This window comes from Kitasatospora sp. NPDC001175, from assembly GCF_053598215.1.
Map to the genome: position 1 here is coordinate 61,616 of NZ_JBSFJU010000006.1, position 18,204 is coordinate 79,819.

An 18,204-nucleotide genomic window follows, 5' to 3' on the forward strand; every position below is an offset into this window, starting at 1 on the left:
CGGCGCCCCTGTCGCAGCGGTACTCAGCCGCTGAACTCCTGCAGGCTCTTCTGGGCCTGGTCCAGCAGGGCCCGACGGCCGGCCAGCTCGGACTCCAGCTTGGCGACCTTGCTCGCGTTGCCGGCGGCACGGGCCTTGTCCAGGTCGGCCTGGAGCTTGTCCACGGCGGCCTGGAGGAGACCGGTCATACCGGCGGCGCGGGCCTTGGCCTCCGGGTTGGAGCGCTTCCACTCGGCGTCCTCGGCCTCGCGGATGGCCCGCTCGACCGCGTTCAGGCGGCCGTCCAGCTTCGGCCGGGCGTCGCGCGGCACGTGGCCGATAGCCTCCCAGCGCTCGCTGATGTCGCGCAGCGCGGCCTTGGCGGCCTTGAGGTCGGTGACCGGCAGGATCGCCTCGGCCTCGACCAGCAGGGCCTCCTTCAACTTCTGGTTCTCGCCCTGCTCGGCGTCCCGCTCACTGAAGGCGGCGGCACGGGCCTGGAAGAAGACGTCCTGCGCGCCCCGGAACCGGGCCCACAGCTCTTCCTCGGCGTCCCGCTGGGCCCGCCCGGCGGCCTTCCAGCGCGCCATCAGGTCGCGGTAGGCGGCGGCCGTGTCGCCCCAGTCGGTGGAGTCGGACAGCGCCTCGGCCTCGGCGACCAGCCGCTCCTTGGCCGCGCGGGCGCTCTCGCGCTCCGCGTCCAGGGTCGCGAAGTGTGCCTTGCGGTGCTTGGAGAACACCGAGCGGGCGTGCGAGAAGCGGTGCCACAGCTCGTCGTCGCTCTTGCGGTCCAGACGGGGCAGGCTCTTCCAGGTGTCCACCAGGGCGCGCAGCCGGTCGCCGGCCTCCCGCCACTGGGTGGACTCGGCGAGCCGCTCGGCCTCGGCGACCAGGTTCTCCTTGGCCGTACGGGCGTCCTCCTGGGCCTTGGTGCGAGCCGCCTTGCGCTCCGCCTGCCGGGACTCGATCTCGCCGCTGAGCGTGTCGAGCCGCTGGGCGAGCGAGGCCAGGTCGCCGACCGCGTGCGCCTCGACGACCTGCTGGCGCAGGTGCTCCAGCGCGGTCTGGGCGTCCTTGGCGGCCAGGTCGGTCTTGCGGACGCGGTGCTCCAGCAGGCCGATCTCGGCTTCCAGGCCCTGGTACTTGCGCTCGAAGTAGGCGAGGGCCTCCTCGGGGGAGCCCGCCTGCCAGGAGCCGACGAGGTGTTCACCCTCGGCCGTCCTGACGTAGACGTTCCCCTGCTCGTCGACACGGCCCCACGGGTCGCTGCTCACAGCGCCTCCTCCACATGACGTCGCGCCCACCCGAGTGTGGTGCGCGTACGTCGTCCACAGTTGATGTGCGGCGGACCGATGGAGTCCGCCGTCCGAGCCGTCGAGTTGTTCGCGCCGAGGGTGACGGCTGACGGTCAGGGCACCCTATACAACAGCAACATAGGCGACCAGCGCCGGTGCTGTCCGCATCCGGGCCGGGCGATTTCTGGCGGCGCTGCCTCCCGAGCCGCCCGCGCGGGAGCGGGAGGCAGCGCCGCAGAGTATCAACTCTTGGTGGCGGTAACCGAGTTCAGCACCACGTTGGCGTTCGGGGCGCCGTCGCCAGGGCCGTTGGCGTCGTTCTCGCCGCCGCCGGCGATGTTGTTCAGTACGTCCAGGCCGCCGGTGATCTTGCCGAACGGGGTGTAGTTGGGCGGCAGCTGGGTGTCCTTGTAGACCAGGAAGAACTGGCTGCCGTTGGTGCCCGGTCCGGCGTTGGCCATCGCCACGGTGCCCGCCGGGTAGGTCGCGCCGGTCAGGTTCTCGTCCGCGAACTGGTAGCCGGGGCCGCCGGATCCGGTGCCCGTCGGGTCGCCGCACTGCAGCACGTAGATGCCCGAGGTGGTGAGCCGGTGGCACTTGGTGTGGTCGAAGTACTGCTCGCCGGCGAGGAAGACGAAGGAGTTGACCGTGTGCGGCGCCTTCGCGGCGTCCAGCTCCAAGGTCACCTTGCCGCAGCTGGTGTCCAGCGTGGCGGTGTACTTGGCGCCGGAGTCGACGGACATGGCCGGCTCGGCCTTCCACTGCTTGCCGTTCGGCTTGCCGGGCGCCGGGGCGGTGCAGCCCTTGACCGGGGTGGGGGCCGCGGTCGGGGTCGGTGCGGCCTGCGGTGCGGCGTTCTTGGACGCGCTCTTGTCGAACATGCCGCCCGCCCAGGCGCCGGCGCCGGCGATCACCACGACGGCCGCGACGGCTGCGCTCACGACGGCGTTGCGGCGCTTGGCCTTGCGCCGGGCCTCGACCCGGCGCTCCATCTGCCGCTCGTACTTCTCGCGGGCGAGCTGCCGCCGCCGCTGTTCGCTGCTGACCACCGGCCGTGTCTCCTGATGTCGTGCCTGCTTGTTGTGCGGGATCATCCCACCCGCTGGCGGCCAAGTGTAAAGACCTCGTGCGTAAGTGCGGGATCAACCGGAGGTTCCGGCGGCCGCGAGTCAGCGGGGCCCGGGGCGGACTCACCGCCATCTGGTTCGCAACCGGTGCCGTACCGCCGGTAGGCTGCGGTGAGACCAGCGGTGACGAATCAGGGAAGGCACCGCCACCCGAGAGCATGAGGACGTCACGTGTTCGTCGCCGGATTTCCAGCCGGAGCCTGGGGTACCAACTGCTACCTGGTCGCCCCGGCCGCCGGTGAGGAGTGCGTGATCGTCGATCCCGGCCACGAGGCGGCCCGGGGCGTCGAGGACCTGATCCGCGAGCACCGGCTGAAGCCGGTGGCCGTGCTGCTCACCCACGGGCACATCGACCACATCGCGTCGGTGGTGCCGGTCTGCGGTGCCCGGAACGTGCCGGCCTGGATCCACCCCGAGGACCGCTACATGATGGCCGACCCGGAACGGGCGCTCGGCCGCTCGCTCGGGCAGCAGCTGATGGGCTCGATCACGGTCGGCGAGCCGGACGACGTACGGGAGTTGAAGGACGGCAGTGTCCTGGAACTGGCGGGCCTGGAGCTCACCGTCGACCACGCGCCCGGCCATACCGGGGGGTCGGTGACCTTCAGGACGCCCGCGGCCGGAGAGGTTCCTCCGGTGCTGTTCTCGGGCGATCTGCTCTTCGCCGGCTCCATCGGGCGCACGGACCTCCCGGGTGGTGACAGCAAGGCGATCATGGAATCGCTGGCCCGGGTGTGCCTGCCCCTCGACGACGCCACCGTGGTCCTCTCCGGCCACGGCTCCCAGACGACCATCGGCCGTGAGCGCGCCACCAACCCCTACCTCAGGCAGGTAGCCGGAGCGGCGGACGCTCCAGCTTTCCCGCGACGAGGAATGTGACGGAAGAGAAGTTGAGTACCTTCACCGCCCCCAAGGGCACCTACGACCTGCTGCCGCCCAGCTCCGCGACCTTCCTGGCGATCCGCGAGCGCCTCTCCGCGCCGCTGCGCCGGGCCGGGTACGGCTACATCGAGACGCCGGTCTTCGAGGACGTCAAGCTCTTCTCGCGCGGTGTCGGCGAGTCCACCGACATCGTCACCAAGGAGATGTTCTCCCTCACCAAGCGCGGCAGCGAGGACCTCGCGCTGCGCCCCGAGGGCACCGCCTCCGTGCTGCGCGCCGCGCTCCAGGCCAACCTGCACAAGCTCGGCAACCTGCCGGTGAAGCTCTGGTACTCGGGCTCGTTCTACCGCTACGAGCGCCCGCAGAAGGGCCGCTACCGCCAGTTCGCCCAGGTCGGCGCAGAGGCGCTCGGGGCCGAGGACCCGGCGCTGGACGCCGAGCTGATCATCCTGGCCGACGACGCCTTCCGCTCGCTGGGCCTGCGCAACTACAAGCTGCTGATCAACAGCCTGGGCGACAAGCAGTGCCGCCCGGTCTACCGCGCCGCGCTGCAGGAGTTCCTGCGCACCCTCGTCCTGGACGAGGAGACCCGCCGCCGCTGCGAGATCAACCCGCTGCGCGTGCTGGACGACAAGCGCGAGAACATCCAGGTGCAGCTGGCCGACGCCCCGCGCCTGCGCGACTACCTGTGCGAGGACTGCAAGGCGTACGACGAGAAGGTCCGCGAGTTGCTGACCGCCGCGGGTGTCGCCTTCGAGGACGCCCCGAGGCTGGTCCGCGGCCTGGACTACTACACCCGGACCACCTTCGAGTTCGTGCACAACGGTCTCGGCGCCCAGTCCGCGATCGGCGGCGGCGGCCGCTACGACGGCCTGTCCGAGATGCTCGGCGGCCCCGCGCTGCCGTCGGTCGGCTGGGGCCTCGGGGTGGACCGCACCTACCTCGCGTTGGAGGCCGAGGGCATCACCCTCGACCTGCCCGGCGCCACCTCGGTCTACGCCGTGGCGCTCGGCGAGGAGGCCAAGAACGTGCTCTTCGCCAAGGTGATCGAGCTGCGCCGGGCCGGCGTCGCCACCGACCTCGCCTTCGGCGTCAAGGGGATCAAGAACGCCATGAAGTCCGCCGACCGTTCCGGCGCCCGCTTCGCCCTGGTCGCCGGGGACCGAGATCTCGCCGAAGGGGTCGTCCAGCTCAAGGACATGACCACCGGCGAGCAGACCCCCGTCGCCCTCGAAGCACTCGTATCCACCCTGAAGGAGAAGCAGCTGTGATCCGCACGCACGACGCGGGCACGCTCCGCGCGGAGCACGCCGGAGAGTCCGTCACCCTGGCCGGCTGGGTCGCCCGCCGCCGGGACCACGGCGGTGTCGCGTTCATCGACCTGCGCGACGCCTCCGGCACCGTGCAGATCGTGGTCCGCGACCTGGAGTCGGTGCACGGCCTGCGCGCCGAGTACTGCGTCAAGGTGGTCGGCGAGGTGCGCGTCCGCCCGGAGGGCAACGAGAACCCGGAGATCCCGACCGGCAAGGTCGAGGTCGTGGTCAGCGAGATCGAGGTGCTCTCCGAGGCGGCCCCGCTGCCGTTCCCGGTCGCCGAGTACGAGCCGGGCACGGTCAACGAGGAGGTCCGGCTGCGCTACCGCTACCTGGACCTGCGCCGGGAGGGTCCGGCCAAGGGCCTGCGACTGCGCTCCAAGGTCAACAACATCATCCGCCGGGTGATGGAGGAGAACGACTTCCTCGACATCGAGACGCCGTACCTCACCCGCTCCACCCCCGAGGGCGCCCGCGACTTCCTGGTCCCGGTCCGCCTGCAGCCCGGTTCCTGGTACGCGCTGCCGCAGTCGCCCCAGCTGTTCAAGCAGCTGCTGATGGTGGCCGGCATGGAGCGCTACTACCAGATCGCCCGCTGCTTCCGCGACGAGGACTTCCGCGCCGACCGGCAGCCGGAGTTCACCCAGCTGGACATCGAGGCCTCCTTCGTCGACCAGGAGGACATCCTGGCCCTCGGCGAGAAGATCATCGGTGCCATCTGGCGCGAGGTGCACGGCTACGAGATCCCGAACCCGCTGCCCCGGATGAGCTACGCGGACGCCATGTCCCGCTACGGCTCCGACAAGCCGGACGTCCGCTTCGGCCAGGAACTCACCGACCTCACCGAGTACTTCAAGGGCACCGGGTTCCGGGTGTTCCAGGCGCCCTACGTCGGTGCGGTGGTCATGCCCGGCGGTGCCTCGCAGCCGCGCAAGCAGCTGGACGCCTGGCAGGACTGGGCCAAGGCGCGCGGCGCCCGGGGCCTGGCGTACGTCCTGGTCGACGCCGAGACCGGTGAGCTGCGCGGCCCGGTCGCCAAGAACCTCTCCGAGGAGCACCTGGCAGGCCTCGCCGCCGCCGCGGGTGCCAAGCCGGGCGACGCGGTCTTCTTCGCGGCCGGCCGGAAGACCGCCTCGCAGGAGCTGCTCGGCGCCGCCCGACTGGAGATCGGACGCCGCTGCAACCTGATCGACGAGTCGAAGTGGGCCTTCCTCTGGGTGGTCGACTTCCCGATGTTCGAGCCGATCGAGGACGACAAGGGCGAGTTCCAGGGCTGGCACGCGGTGCACCACCCGTTCACCGCACCGACCGCCGAGTCGCTGGCCACCTTCGACACCGACCCGGGCAGTGCGCTCTCCAACGCCTACGACCTGGTGCTCAACGGCTCGGAGCTGGGCGGCGGTTCGATCCGCATCCACCAGCGCGACGTGCAGAAGCGGGCGTTCGACGCGATCGGGCTCTCCGAGGAGGAGGCCACCTCGCAGTTCGGCTTCCTGCTGGACGCCTTCAACTACGGCCCGCCGCCGCACGGTGGCGTCGCCTTCGGCCTGGACCGGATCGTCACCCTGCTCGGCGGGTACGACACCATCCGGGACGTGATCGCCTTCCCGAAGACCTCCACCGGTGGTGACCCGCTGACCGGCGCGCCGACCCCGATCACCGCGGCCCAGCGCCGGGAGGCCGGTGTCGACGCGCAGCCCAAGGCCGCGGCCGAGGCCAAGGCCAAGGCCGAGGTCTCGAACGAGGGCTGACGAACGGTCCGGTCGGATCAGTAGCATCACCTTCACGGCCCCGGTCCGGTGTCCCCGACACCTGGCCGGGGCCGGTCCACAACGTCCCACAACGGGGTGTGACTAGCGGAGGACTAGGCATGACCGTACGTATCAGAGTTGAGCGCCCTTCGGACGCTCCGGCGACCAGACGCGTGCACATGGCCGCCTTCCCCGGGCCGGACGAGGCCGATCTGGTGGACGCGCTGCGCCGGGACCCGTCCTGGCTTGACCAGCTCTCCGTGGTCGCCGTGACCGACCTGGCGGAGCGCGAACTGGTCGTCGCGCACGCGCTGTTGACCCGGCTCCGGATCGGCCAGGACGAGGGGCTGGCGCTCGCCCCGGTGGCGGTCGCGCCCGAGTGGCAGGGCAAGGGCGTGGGCCGGCTGGTGGTGCAGGCCGCCCTGGACGCGGCGGACGCGGCCGGGGAGCGGTTGGTGGTGGTACTCGGCGACCCCAACTACTACCGGCACTTCGGCTTCACCCCGGCCTCCCGGCACGAGGTCACCGGGCCGTTCCCGGTCCGCGACGAGTACTTCCAGGCACTGCCGCTCAGTTCCTACGACGGGCGCCCGCGCGGCCTGTGCCGCTACCCGACGCCGTTCGAGGCGAGCTGAACCACCGCCTCGCGGGCGGGAGGTGCGCCCTCCTGCCGGGCGCGAGCTTCCCGCGTCCTACCGGTTCGCCCCCACCGCGATGGTCTCCCGGCAGCTGCGGATGAAGGCGTCCATCGCGGGGGTCGCCGGCCGGTCGCGCAGCCAGTACAGGCCGACCTGGCTGGGGCTCAGGCCTCGCACCGGGCGGAACGCCACATCCGGGCGCTGGGCGAGGCGCCGCATCGACTCGGGGGTGAAACCGAGGCCCTGCCCGCAGGCTATCGCCGCCAGCCACTCGTCGGCGTTGTGCGCCACGGCGCCGATCGTGACCGGTCTGCCGCCGCGCTCCTCCACGCCGAGCCAGTAGTCCCGCCAGGCACCCGACTCCTGCGGTATCGCCACGAAGGGCTCGTCCAGCAGATCGGCGAGGTCCACCGACTCGCGGGCGGTCAGCGGGTGTTCGACCGAGAGCGCCACCCAGCGCTCCTCGGTGCCCAGCACGGCGGTCGCGAACTCCCGTGCCAGCGACGCCGGACCGTGCCAGAGCACCAGATCCGTCTCGCCGGAGGCCAGCCCCGAGGTGGGGTCCACCCAGTTGTTCTGGCGCATCCGGACCTGCCAACCTGGCATCCGGCGGCCGAACTCCGCGATGGTGGGCAGGCCGACCAGGTTGATGGTGCTGCCCGAGAAGCCCACCCGTAGCGTGCCGCCGGCCGTGTCCGCTGCCTGCCGGGTGGCCCGCAGCGCGTCCTCCCAGCTCTCCAGCATCTGCGCCGCGTGGGTGGCCAGCGCGTGCCCGGCCGCGGTGGGCGTCACCCCCTCCCGGGAGCGCCGCAGCAGGGTGACCCCGAGCTCGCTCTCCAGCCTGCGGATCTGCTTGGTCAGGGTGGGCTGGGAGACGAACAACCGGCCTGCCGCGGCGGTGAGCTGGCCCTCCTCGCAGACCGTGGTGAAGTAGCGCAGCAGCCGGGTGTCTATGTCCATTCCCCAAGGTTATGGAAGGGGCTATTGGACCCGGGCGCCGGGGCAGGGCAGAGTTGATCAGCCGCGAGGCGGACCGGTACCGGCAGTGCAGGGGGCTGCCGGTGCCGTCGCCGATCGCTGCCTCGTACCGACGGAGCGTCGACCGGCCCGGGAACCCGGCGGCCGAGGCCGCCCGGACGCCTGGCGGGGGCACCGTCCGATCCGGCGCCGTCACCTGCGGCGGCGGGGGATCGCCCGTAGCGTGGATGCTCATCGGCATCCGGCGAGCGGAGGGCACAGTGGCGGCGGCACCCGATCGGCTTCCCCAGAAGGTGTACGAGCAGGAACTCCTGCGGCTGCAGGGTGAGTTGGTGAAGCTCCAGGAGTGGGTCCGGGCCGAGAGCGCCCGGCTGGTGGTGGTCTTCGAGGGTCGGGACGCGGCGGGCAAGGGCGGCGCGATCAAGCGGGTGACGGAGTACCTGAACCCGCGCGTGGCCCGGATCGCGGCCCTCCCGGTGCCGACCGAGCGCCAGCGCGGCCAGTGGTACTTCCAGCGGTACGTCGAACAGCTGCCCGCGGCGGGCGAGATCGTGCTGTTCGACCGCAGCTGGTACAACCGGGCAGGCGTGGAGCGGGTGATGGGCTTCTGCACCGACGAGGAGTACCAGCAGTTCCTGCACCAGTGCCCGACCTTCGAGCGGATGCTGATCGAGGCGGGCATCCTGCTCCGCAAGTACTGGTTCTCGGTCAGCCTGGAGGAGCAGGAGCGGCGCTTCCGCTCCCGCCTGGAGGACCCGATGCGGCGGTGGAAGCTCTCACCGATGGACACCGAGTCGATCACCCGCTGGGAGGACTACTCGCGGGCCAAGGACGAGATGTTCGCCCACACCGACCTGCCCGGCTCGCCGTGGAACGTGGTGGAGAGCGACGACAAGCGGCGGTCCAGGATCAACATGATCGCCCACCTGCTCTCCAGCATCCCGTACCGGGAGATCGAGAAGCCGCCGGTCGAGCTGCCGCCCAGGCCGCCGTCCAAGGGCTACCGGCGCCCGCCGCGTGATCTGCAGAGGTACGTGCCGGACCACGCGGCGCGGCTGGAGCAGGCCGACGGGGCGGACGGGCGGACGGCGCGGTAGCCGTCAGGTCGGCTGGCCGGCCGCGGCGCCGGTGGCCAGGTCCGGGCCCCAGCGCTCCAGTGCCTTGGCCAGGTCGAGCGGGCCCGAACGCAGCCCGGAGTCCTCGCTCGGCCAGTCCTCGCGCGGGACGCGCCACATCAGCTCGAACTCGTTGCCGTCCGGGTCCTTGGCGTAGAAGGACTTGGACACCAGGTGGTCGGTCGCGCCGACCAGCGCGCCGAGTCCGTCCAGCCTGGCGCCGAGCTCGGCCAGCTCGCCGAGCGTGCCGACCTCCCAGGCCAGGTGGTAGAGCCCGACCCGACCCTGTTCGGGGCCGGGGGCGTTCGCACCGATCGCGAACAGGCCCAGGTCGTGGTCGTTGAGGCTGCCGGGGGCGCTGAGGAAGGCGGCCCGGCCGGGGATCAGGTGATCGAGCCGGAACCCGAAGACGTCGGTGTAGAACGCGACCGAGCGGTCGACGTCGCGGATCCAGAGCACCGCGTGGTTGAGGCGGCGGACGGGCATGGTGGGCTCCCGGGGGTACTGAGGTCTGGCGCAGCCAGCGTACGCCGATCAGGTTCAAATTCGAACCAAATGCTTCGGTCTGAACTGTCACCCCGCTCGCATAGGCTTCACGCGTGGAAGAACCGGACCTCTTCACCGCAGCCGCCGAGGAACGCCAGACCAAGGAGCCCGGCCGGGCCCCGCTCGCCGTTCGGATGCGCCCGCGCACCCTCGACGAGGTCGCGGGTCAGCGCCAGCTGCTCAAGCCCGGATCGCCACTGCGCCGCCTGGTCTCCGGCGCCAAGGGCCCTGCTACCACCAGCTCGGTGATCCTCTGGGGCCCGCCCGGCACCGGCAAGACCACCCTCGCCCATGTCATCAGCCAGGCAGTCGAGGGCCGCTTCGTCGAGCTCTCCGCGATCACCGCCGGGGTCAAGGAGGTCCGCGCGGTCATCGACGGTGCCCGCCGGGCCGTCGGTATGACCGGCCGGGAGACCGTGCTCTTCCTGGACGAGATCCACCGGTTCTCCAAGGCCCAGCAGGACTCCCTGCTGCCCGCCGTGGAGAACCGCTGGGTCACCCTGATCGCCGCCACCACCGAGAATCCGTACTTCTCGGTGATCTCCCCACTGCTCTCCCGTTCCCTGCTGCTCACCCTGGAGTCGCTCACGGACGAGGACGTCCGGGCCCTGCTGCGCCGCGCGGTGGCGGACGAGCGCGGGCTGGCGGGCAGCGTGGAGCTGAGCGCCGAGGCCGAGGACCACCTGGTCCGGCTGGCCCAGGGAGACGCCCGCCGGGCGCTGACCACGCTGGAGGCGGCGGCCGGTGCGGCACTGGAGAAGGGCGAGGCCACGCTCACCCTCGCCACCACCGAGACCGCGGTCAACCAGGCCGCAGTCCGCTACGACCGGGACGGCGACCAGCACTACGACGTCGCCAGCGCCCTGATCAAGTCGATCCGGGGCAGCGACGTGGACGCCACCCTGCACTACCTGGCGCGGATGATCGAGGCCGGTGAGGACCCGCGCTTCATCGCCCGCCGCCTGATGATCTCCGCCAGCGAGGACATCGGCCTGGCCGACCCGACCGCACTGCCCACCGCCGTGGCGGCCGCCCAGGCGGTCGCGCTGATCGGCTTCCCCGAGGCGCGGATCATCCTCTCCCAGGCCGCCATCGCACTCGCCCTGGCGCCCAAGTCCAACGCCGCGTACCTGGCGATCGACGCCGCGCTGGCCGACGTGCGGCAGGGGCTGGCCGGTGCCGTGCCGCCGCACCTGCGGGACGCGCACTACGGCGGCGCCAGCAAGCTCGGCCACGGCCAGGGCTACCAGTACCCGCACGACCTGCCCGGCGGGATCGCGGCGCAGCAGTACGCGCCGGACTCCGTCCACGGCAAGGAGTACTACCACCCGACCAGGCACGGCGGGGAGGCCCGCTACGCGGACACCGTCGAGTGGACGAGGGCCAGGCTGAAGGGCGAGTGACGCCGCCCGGCCGCCTCCCGCGGCTCCCCTCCGGGGGCGCCGTGGTCCGGCGGGCCGGCCCTGCCCTCCCGGCGGCGCCGAGGGTGGTCAGTGGGCGTGAGTGATCGACGGTATACTCGCCCTGAGTGCCATGTCCCGGGCCTGGCGGTGGGGTGCAGACCCGACCGACCGGCCGCACCAGCGGGACAACGGCCGATTACCCCTTCGGGGGTAGTGCAAGGAGCGTTGCGCACCGGTTTCGGTGTCGCGGGCAGCCCACCACCCCATGGGCGGTGGGCCGTACGTGTGCAAGCACAGATGTGCCCGGCCTCGGAGAGCGGCTGACCATCCCCGGATGGTTTTCTCCGGGTCGCGAGGAGCAACCTCCGTCAACACCTGGTGAAGCCGTATTCGAAAAGCAAGAGAGGTAATGGTTCATGGCGAACCAGAAGCGCCCCAAGGTCAAGATTGCCCGTGCGCTGGGCGTTCCGCTGACCCCGAAGTCCGTCAAGTACTTCGAGGCCCGCCCGTACCCGCCCGGCCAGCACGGCCGTGGCCGCAAGCAGAACTCTGACTACAAGGTCCGTCTGACCGAGAAGCAGCGTCTGCGCGCGCAGTACGACCTCAGCGAGAAGCAGCTGGCCCGCGCCTTCGAGCGTGCCAAGAAGGTCCAGGGCAAGACCGGTGAGGCGCTCATCGCCGAGCTGGAGACCCGTCTGGACGCCCTGGTCCTGCGTTCGGGCATCGCCCGCACCATCTACCAGGCCCGCCAGATGGTCGTGCACGGCCACATCGAGGTCAACGGCAGCAAGGTCAACAAGCCGTCGTTCCAGATGAAGCCGGGCTACGTCGTCACCGTCCGCGAGCGCAGCAAGGCCAAGACCCCGTTCGAGATCGCCCGTGAGGGTGGCAACGCGGGCGAGGGCCAGACCCCGAAGTACCTCGAGGTCAACCTGAAGGCCCTGGCCTTCCGCCTGGACCGTCTCCCGCAGCGTCGTGAGGTCCCGGTCGTCTGCGACGAGCAGCTGGTCGTCGAGTACTACTCGCGCTGACCCGCGAGCAGTGCCCCTGCGGCACCGAACCCCCGCAGCCTTCGGGCTGCGGGGGTTCACCCCTTTCCGGGGCCTCTCTGCTACTCGCCCGCTCGCCTCCGGGCGCTCCCCGCGGCGGAGCCGCTGATCGACGGAGCCGGTGCCGACACCCGCCCGCCTTGCCCGCCTTCGGCCGGGGGTGCCTCCTCCGCTCGCTTGTCGTTCGTCGCTTTCGGCACCGGCGCGCCCTTCGGCTCGGGCTGCTCTCGCCGGCGTCAGCGGATGGGGACCGGGGACGGGCGCACCGGCGGCCTGGGGCCGGGCATGCCTCCTTCGCCGGCCGGACCGGGCAGCTCGCCGCCGGGTGCGCGGAGCACCGCTGAGTCCAGGTCGAGCGCGGTGCCCAGGTCGAACGCCTCGGTGAACTCCTGCTCGGTGAGCCCCGCTCTGGCCCGCGCCTCGCACTCCCGGTGCGGGCCGTCGCGGTCGGCCGGTTCGGTGTTCTCGGATGGTTCTCCATGCGCTGCCCCCGGTTCTGGACGATCGTCGAAGGCGACAACGACGCGGCCGACACCCGGCTCACGGCGAACTCACCGGTAGGGCGGGCGGCGCTTTCGGGTGGAAGCCGCGCGCGTGCCGGCCCCGGCCGTGAGGGGCGGGGCGCGCGGCTGCCGTGCCCGCGAAGCGGCACCCCTGTGCGCAAGATCGGTTGCGGAGGGGAATCCGGTCGGGAAACCGCACGTGGTCACGGTAGGGTTCCCCTCTGAGGAAGTTGCAAGGCGAGGGAGCGCGCAAGGTGTCCGTGGGAGAGCTGGCCGGCCTGCTGGTGGCCGTGTTCTGGGCGGTCCTGGTCACCCTGCTCGCGGTGGTGCTGGTCCGGCTCTCCCGGGTGCTGAAGGAGGCCACCGTCCTGGTCTCCGCGGTGACCGAGCAGGCCGTACCGCTGCTGGTGGACGCGGGCGCGGCCGTCCGCAGCGCCAACGAGCAGTTGGAGCGGGTGGACGAGATCACCGCCAACGTGCAGGACGCCGCCGCCAACGCGAACGCGCTCTCCTCCACCGTCGCCGCCACCATCGGGGGCCCGCTGGTCAAGGTCGCCGCGTTCAGCTACGGCGTCCGCAAGGCGGTGAACCGCCGGCAGGCCGGACTGACGGTCCCGCAGCAGCCGGGTGAGCGCGAGGAACTGGCCCGGCTGATCCGGGCGGAGGTCCGGGCGGCCACCGCGCCGCGAGGCGGCCTGCTCTCCCGTGTCCGGCGAGCCGTGAGGGGCTGACGATGGTCCGACGAATCTTCTGGATGGCCGTCGGCGCCGGTGCCACCGTGTGGGCCATGAAGAAGGCCGACGAGGCCACCCGTAGGCTCACCCCCGACAGCCTGTCGGGCACCGCGGTCCGCGGTGCCCTGCACCTGGGCGACCTGGCCAAGGGTTTCGCTGCCGAGGTCCGCAGCGGGATGACCGAGCGCGAGGAGCAGCTCAGGGCCGACCTGGGCCTGGACGGCACCGCCGTGGTCGAGCCGCAGCGCCGTCGCCTCGCGGGCGGCCGGGCACTGCGGGCCGAGCCCCAGTACCGAGCTATCTCGGCGGCGCCGGGTTCCCCGGCCGCCGCCCTGCCCCCGTCCCGCGGTCTTCGTACCACCGCCCAAGGCACCACCCCCCAAGCCATAGCTGCAACGCCCCGTCGGCTCGACGAGCTGCCGGGCGGAACACCCAACCGGAAGGACCACTGATGGAGTCGGCAGAGATCCGCCGCCGCTGGCTGCGATTCTTCGAGGAGCGCGGGCACACTGTCGTTCCGTCGGCGTCCCTGGTCGCCGACGACCCCACCCTGCTGCTGGTCAACGCCGGCATGGTGCCCTTCAAGCCGTACTTCCTGGGCGAGGTCAAGCCCAGCTTCACCCGTGCCACCAGCGTGCAGAAGTGCGTCCGCACCCTGGACATCGAGGAGGTCGGCAAGACCACCCGGCACGGCTCCTTCTTCCAGATGTGCGGCAACTTCTCCTTCGGTGACTACTTCAAGGAAGGAGCCATCAAGTTCGCCTGGGAGCTGCTCACCACTCCCGTCGCGGACGGCGGCTACGGCCTGGAGAAGGAGAAGCTCTGGATCACCGTCTACCAGGACGACGACGAGGCCGAGCAGATCTGGCGCGAGGTGATCGGTGTCCCGGCCGAGCGCATCCAGCGCCTGGGCATGAAGGACAACTTCTGGTCGATGGGCGTCCCCGGCCCGTGCGGCCCGTGCTCGGAGATCAACTACGACCGCGGCCCCGCCTACGGCGAGGAGGGCGGCCCGGCCGTCAACGGCGAGCGCTACCTGGAGATCTGGAACCTGGTCTTCATGCAGTACGAGCGCGGCCACGGTGACGGCAAGGACGGCTTCGAGATCCTCGGCGACCTGCCGAGCAAGAACATCGACACCGGTCTCGGTCTGGAGCGCCTGGCCGCGATCCTGCAGGGCGTCGACAACCTCTTCGAGATCGACACCAGCCGGATGATCCTGGACCGGGCCGCCGAGCTCACCGGCCACACCTACGGCGCCGACCACAAGTCGGACGTCTCGCTGCGCGTGGTCACCGACCACATCCGCACCGCGCTGATGCTGGTCGGCGACGGCGTCACCCCCGGCAACGAGGGCCGCGGCTACGTGCTGCGCCGCATCCTGCGCCGCGCCATCCGCAACATGCGCCTGCTGGGCGCCACCGATCCGGTGGCCAAGGAGCTCACCGACATCGCGATCAAGGCGATGGCCCCGCAGTACCCGGAGCTGGAGACCGACCGCAAGCGCATCGAGACGGTCGTCACCGGCGAGGAGGCCGCCTTCCTGCAGACCCTGCGCGCCGGCACCAACCTGCTGGACGCCGCCGTCACCGAGACCAGGCAGGCCGGTGGCGCGGTGCTCTCCGGCGAGCAGGCGTTCAAGCTGCACGACACCTACGGCTTCCCGATCGACCTCACCCTGGAGATGGCCGAGGAGCAGGGCCTCCAGGTGGACGAGGCCGGCTTCCGCCGGCTGATGCAGGAGCAGCGGGACCGCGCCAAGGCCGACGCCAAGGCCAAGAAGATGGGCCACGCCGACGTCGCCGCGTACCGCGAGGTCGCCGACCGGGCCGGCGCGTCCGTGTTCACCGGCTACGCCGCCACCGAGGGCGAGGCCACCGTGGTCGGCCTGCTGGTGGACGGCGTTCCCTCGCCGGCCGCCACCGAGGGCGACGAGGTGGAGATCATCCTCGACCGCACCCCGTTCTACGCCGAGGGCGGCGGCCAGCTGGCCGACCACGGCCGGCTCCGCCTGGAGTCGGGCGCGGTGGTCGAGATCCGCGACGTCCAGCAGCCGGTGCCCGGCGTGATCGTGCACTCCGGCGGGGTGCTGTTCGGCGAGGTGGTGCTCGGTGCCTCCGCGTACGCCACCATCGACGTGGAGCGCCGCCGGGCCGTCTCCCGCGCGCACTCGGCCACCCACCTGACCCACCAGGCGCTGCGCGACGCGCTCGGCCCGACGGCCGCCCAGGCCGGTTCGGAGAACGCCCCGGGCCGCTTCCGCTTCGACTTCGGCTCGCCCGCCGCCGTCCCCGGCAGCGTGCTGACCGACGTCGAGCAGCGGATCAACGAGGTGCTGAGCCGCGAACTGGACGTCACCGCCGAGGTCATGACGATGGACCAGGCCCGCAGGGCCGGCGCCATCGCCATGTTCGGCGAGAAGTACGGCGACGAGGTCCGCGTGGTCACCATCGGCGACTTCTCCAAGGAGCTGTGCGGTGGCACCCACGTCGGCAACACCGCCCAGCTGGGCCTGGTGAAGCTGCTCGGCGAGTCCTCGATCGGCTCCGGCGTGCGCCGCGTCGAGGCGCTGGTCGGCGTGGACGCGTACCGCTTCCTGGCCCGCGAGCACACCGTGGTCTCCCAGCTGACCGAGCTGGTCAAGGGCCGCCCGGAGGAGCTGCCGGAGAAGATCTCGGGCATGCTCGCCAAGCTCAAGGACGCCGAGAAGGAGATCGAGCGCTTCCGCGCCGAGAAGGTCCTCGCGGCAGCCGCCGGTCTCGCCGACTCGGCCGAGGACGTCCGGGGCATCGCCCTGGTCGCGGCCAGGGTCGCCGACGGCACCGGCGCGGACGAGCTGCGCAAGCTGGTCCTGGACGTCCGGGGCCGGCTGGGCTCCCGCCCGGCCGTGGTCGCCGCCTTCACCGTGGCGAACGACCGCCCGCTCACCGTGATCGCCACCAACGAGGACGCCCGCTCGCGCGGCATCAAGGCCGGCGAGCTGGTCCGCACCGCCGCCAAGACCCTCGGCGGCGGCGGTGGCGGCAAGGACGACGTCGCCCAGGGCGGTGGCAGCAACCCGGCCGCCGTGGACGAGGCGATCGCCGCCGTCCGCGCCCTGGTCGTGGAGCGCGCGAGCTGATGTTCGGCGAGGAGAAGGTCTTCCGTCGGGGCCGCCGGATCGCCGTGGACGTCGGCGACGCCCGGATCGGGGTCGCGTCCTGCGATCCCGACGGGCTGCTCGCCACGCCCGTGGAGACGGTCCCCGCCGGGGGCCGCTCCCAGGCGCGGCTCAAGGAGATCGTCGAGGAGTACGACGCGATCGAGGTCGTGGTCGGCCTGCCCCGCTCATTGAGCGGCAAGGAAGGCCCGGCCGCGGCCAAGGTCCGGGCGTACGCCGGACGGCTGGCCGCGCTGATCGCCCCGGTGACGGTCCGTCTGGTGGACGAGCGGATGACCACGGTCACCGCCGCCCAGGGCCTGCGGGCCTCCGGGCGGAGCTCCAAGAAGGGCCGCTCGGTGATCGACCAGGCAGCGGCCGTGGTGATCCTGCAGAGCGCCCTGGAGACCGAACGGGTGAGTGGCCGCGCGCCCGGCGAGTGCGTCGAGCCGATGAACTGACCGGTCTGGTCTAGCTTCCCTGAGGGGGCCCGTGCGGACGCGTCCGCACGGGCCCCCTCGTGGTGTCGTCCACCGACCACGACCAGGAAGCCGCCATGACCGACCCGTACGCCACCCCAGGCCTGACCCCCGGACACCTCGGCGCACCCGTGACCGAGCCGGAGGGCCTGCCGCCGGGTGAGCCGTACGGGTACAGACCGCCGGACCCCCGGCGGCGGCGCACCGCCGCGGCCTGCTGCCTGAGCGTCCTGGCGTTGCTGGCGGTGGCGGGCGTGGTGGTGGTCGCCGGGCTGCTGCTCTGGCCGAAGGGGCAGCCCAAGGCGGCCGACTACGTGGGGAACGGCACGGGGGCGGTGACGGTGTCGGTGCCCAAGGGCGCCAGCCTCACCCAGATCGGTAAGAGTCTTGTGAAAGCTGATGTGGTGGCCAGTGTCGAAGCCTTCACGGATGTGGCGGCCAACAGCCCGGCAGGGACCCGGATCCAGCCCGGCACGTACGCGCTGAAGCGGAAGATGTCCGCGGCCGCCGCGTTGGGTGTGCTGCTCGACCCGGCCAACGCCAACGCGCTCACCATCCCCGAGGGCTGGCGGGCCACCCGGGTCTACGCCGCGATCGACCAGCGGCTGAAGCTGCTGCCCGGCACCACCCAGAAGACCGCCCAGCAGCAGCTCGGGAACCTGGAACTGCCGCAGTTCACCAACGGGAGGATCGAGGGCTTCCTGTTCCCCGCCACCTACCCCGTCACCGACGGCACCACCGCGACCGACCTGCTCAAGCAGATGGTGGAGCAGAGCCTGCGGGTGTACCAGGAGGAGAACGTCGAGGCGGCGGCGACGGTCAACCGCCAGTCCCCGTACCAGCTGGTGACCGTCGCCAGTCTGCTGGAGGGCGAGGCGGACAACCCCGAGGACATGGCGAAGGTCGCCAGGGTCATCTACAACCGCCTGGCGAAGAACATGCCGCTGCAGCTCGACTCGACCATCAACTACGCGCTGGGCCGCTCCACGATCACCACGACCGGTGCCGACACCAGGCTGGAATCCCCGTTCAACACCTATCTGCACGCCGGTCTGCCGCCCACCCCGATCGCCAACCCCGGGCAGGACGCACTGCGCGCGGCCGCCCACCCGGCAGACGGCGACTGGCTCTACTTCGTGACCGTGAAACCCGGCGACACCCGCTTCACCGACAGCCTTGACCAGCAGCAGAAGAACGTCGCCGAATTCAACGCCAACCAGGCCGGGAGAGGTTCCTCGCCGAGCGCCGCTGCTCACTGACGCCGCCTCGCCCC

Annotated in this window: 16 protein-coding genes; 12 read left to right on the plus strand and 4 right to left on the minus strand. The window is 71.6% G+C overall.

Features of this window, described 5'->3' with window-relative positions:
* Window positions 1–23 precede the first annotated feature (23 nt).
* Window positions 24–1,253: a DUF349 domain-containing protein gene (locus ACWDAK_RS06655; protein WP_344637175.1), complete on the minus strand. Its 1,230-nt coding sequence runs from the start codon at window positions 1,251–1,253 to the stop codon at window positions 24–26.
* 263 nt (window positions 1,254–1,516) lie between these two features.
* Window positions 1,517–2,323, minus strand: coding sequence for a peptidylprolyl isomerase (locus ACWDAK_RS06660; RefSeq protein WP_427394544.1), 807 nt, complete (start codon window positions 2,321–2,323; stop codon window positions 1,517–1,519).
* A gap of 249 nt (window positions 2,324–2,572) precedes the next feature.
* On the opposite strand from ACWDAK_RS06660, the gene ACWDAK_RS06665 reads away from it, so the two are divergent.
* From ACWDAK_RS06665 to ACWDAK_RS06680, 4 genes are all read left to right on the plus strand, one after another.
* Entirely contained in the window at window positions 2,573–3,280 is a 708-nt protein-coding gene (locus tag ACWDAK_RS06665) for an MBL fold metallo-hydrolase (RefSeq protein ID WP_344637177.1), read from the plus strand.
* 11 nt (window positions 3,281–3,291) lie between these two features.
* Entirely contained in the window at window positions 3,292–4,554 is a 1,263-nt protein-coding gene (gene hisS, locus ACWDAK_RS06670; protein WP_344637178.1) for a histidine--tRNA ligase, read from the plus strand.
* Window positions 4,551–6,347, plus strand: a complete 1,797-nt coding sequence (gene aspS, locus ACWDAK_RS06675) for an aspartate--tRNA ligase (protein WP_344637179.1) — start codon at window positions 4,551–4,553, stop codon at window positions 6,345–6,347. The genes hisS and aspS overlap by 4 nt, the downstream gene beginning before the upstream one ends.
* Window positions 6,348–6,466: 119 nt before the next feature.
* Entirely contained in the window at window positions 6,467–6,982 is a 516-nt protein-coding gene (locus ACWDAK_RS06680; RefSeq protein WP_344637180.1) for a GNAT family N-acetyltransferase, read from the plus strand.
* A gap of 57 nt (window positions 6,983–7,039) precedes the next feature.
* On the opposite strand, the gene ACWDAK_RS06685 is transcribed toward ACWDAK_RS06680, so the two are convergent.
* A complete protein-coding gene (locus ACWDAK_RS06685) occupies window positions 7,040–7,945 on the minus strand; it encodes a LysR family transcriptional regulator (protein ID WP_344637181.1) in 906 nt (301 codons plus the stop codon).
* 245 nt (window positions 7,946–8,190) lie between these two features.
* Between ACWDAK_RS06685 and ppk2 the strand changes: the two genes are divergently transcribed.
* Window positions 8,191–9,060: a polyphosphate kinase 2 gene (gene ppk2 / locus ACWDAK_RS06690; RefSeq protein ID WP_344637182.1), complete on the plus strand. Its 870-nt coding sequence runs from the start codon at window positions 8,191–8,193 to the stop codon at window positions 9,058–9,060.
* A gap of 3 nt (window positions 9,061–9,063) precedes the next feature.
* Here the strand turns inward: ppk2 and ACWDAK_RS06695 are convergent, their stop codons facing one another.
* Window positions 9,064–9,564, minus strand: coding sequence for a VOC family protein (locus ACWDAK_RS06695; protein ID WP_427394543.1), 501 nt, complete (start codon window positions 9,562–9,564; stop codon window positions 9,064–9,066).
* Between the two features lie 113 nt (window positions 9,565–9,677).
* Here ACWDAK_RS06695 and ACWDAK_RS06700 point away from each other — a divergent pair, with 113 nt between their 5' ends.
* The 7 genes from ACWDAK_RS06700 to mltG all read left to right on the plus strand — a co-directional run bounded on the left by ACWDAK_RS06700 (window position 9,678) and on the right by mltG (window position 18,190).
* Entirely contained in the window at window positions 9,678–11,027 is a 1,350-nt protein-coding gene (locus ACWDAK_RS06700) for a replication-associated recombination protein A (RefSeq protein ID WP_427394542.1), read from the plus strand.
* A 416-nt stretch (window positions 11,028–11,443) separates the two neighbouring features.
* Complete coding sequence (gene rpsD / locus ACWDAK_RS06705; RefSeq protein WP_344637185.1) at window positions 11,444–12,058, plus strand: 30S ribosomal protein S4; 615 nt, start codon at window positions 11,444–11,446, stop codon at window positions 12,056–12,058.
* Between the two features lie 775 nt (window positions 12,059–12,833).
* Window positions 12,834–13,310 (plus strand): DUF948 domain-containing protein, encoded by a 477-nt coding sequence (locus ACWDAK_RS06710; protein ID WP_344637186.1) that lies wholly within the window; start codon window positions 12,834–12,836, stop codon window positions 13,308–13,310.
* Between the two features lie 2 nt (window positions 13,311–13,312).
* Window positions 13,313–13,765, plus strand: coding sequence for a DUF6167 family protein (locus tag ACWDAK_RS06715; protein ID WP_344637187.1), 453 nt, complete (start codon window positions 13,313–13,315; stop codon window positions 13,763–13,765).
* A complete protein-coding gene (gene alaS, locus ACWDAK_RS06720) occupies window positions 13,765–16,434 on the plus strand; it encodes an alanine--tRNA ligase (protein WP_427394541.1) in 2,670 nt (889 codons plus the stop codon). The genes ACWDAK_RS06715 and alaS overlap by 1 nt, the downstream gene beginning before the upstream one ends.
* The gene (gene ruvX, locus ACWDAK_RS06725) at window positions 16,434–16,913 is read left to right on the plus strand and encodes a Holliday junction resolvase RuvX (protein ID WP_344637189.1); all 480 of its coding nucleotides are present in this window, start codon (window positions 16,434–16,436) and stop codon (window positions 16,911–16,913) included. The genes alaS and ruvX overlap by 1 nt, the downstream gene beginning before the upstream one ends.
* 95 nt (window positions 16,914–17,008) lie before the next feature.
* Window positions 17,009–18,190, plus strand: a complete 1,182-nt coding sequence (mltG, locus tag ACWDAK_RS06730; RefSeq protein WP_344637190.1) for an endolytic transglycosylase MltG — start codon at window positions 17,009–17,011, stop codon at window positions 18,188–18,190.
* Window positions 18,191–18,204: the final 14 nt, after the last annotated feature.

Coding starts and splice junctions, on each gene's coding strand:
- ACWDAK_RS06695 (WP_427394543.1), bottom strand. CDS start 9,564: ATGCCCGTCCGCCGCCTCAACCACGCGGTGCTCTGGATCCGCGACGTC.
- ACWDAK_RS06715 (WP_344637187.1), top strand. CDS start 13,313: ATGGTCCGACGAATCTTCTGGATGGCCGTCGGCGCCGGTGCCACCGTG.
- ACWDAK_RS06685 (WP_344637181.1), bottom strand. CDS start 7,945: ATGGACATAGACACCCGGCTGCTGCGCTACTTCACCACGGTCTGCGAG.
- ruvX (WP_344637189.1), top strand. CDS start 16,434: ATGTTCGGCGAGGAGAAGGTCTTCCGTCGGGGCCGCCGGATCGCCGTG.
- rpsD (WP_344637185.1), top strand. CDS start 11,444: ATGGCGAACCAGAAGCGCCCCAAGGTCAAGATTGCCCGTGCGCTGGGC.
- alaS (WP_427394541.1), top strand. CDS start 13,765: ATGGAGTCGGCAGAGATCCGCCGCCGCTGGCTGCGATTCTTCGAGGAG.
- mltG (WP_344637190.1), top strand. CDS start 17,009: ATGACCGACCCGTACGCCACCCCAGGCCTGACCCCCGGACACCTCGGC.
- ACWDAK_RS06680 (WP_344637180.1), top strand. CDS start 6,467: ATGACCGTACGTATCAGAGTTGAGCGCCCTTCGGACGCTCCGGCGACC.
- ppk2 (WP_344637182.1), top strand. CDS start 8,191: ATGCTCATCGGCATCCGGCGAGCGGAGGGCACAGTGGCGGCGGCACCC.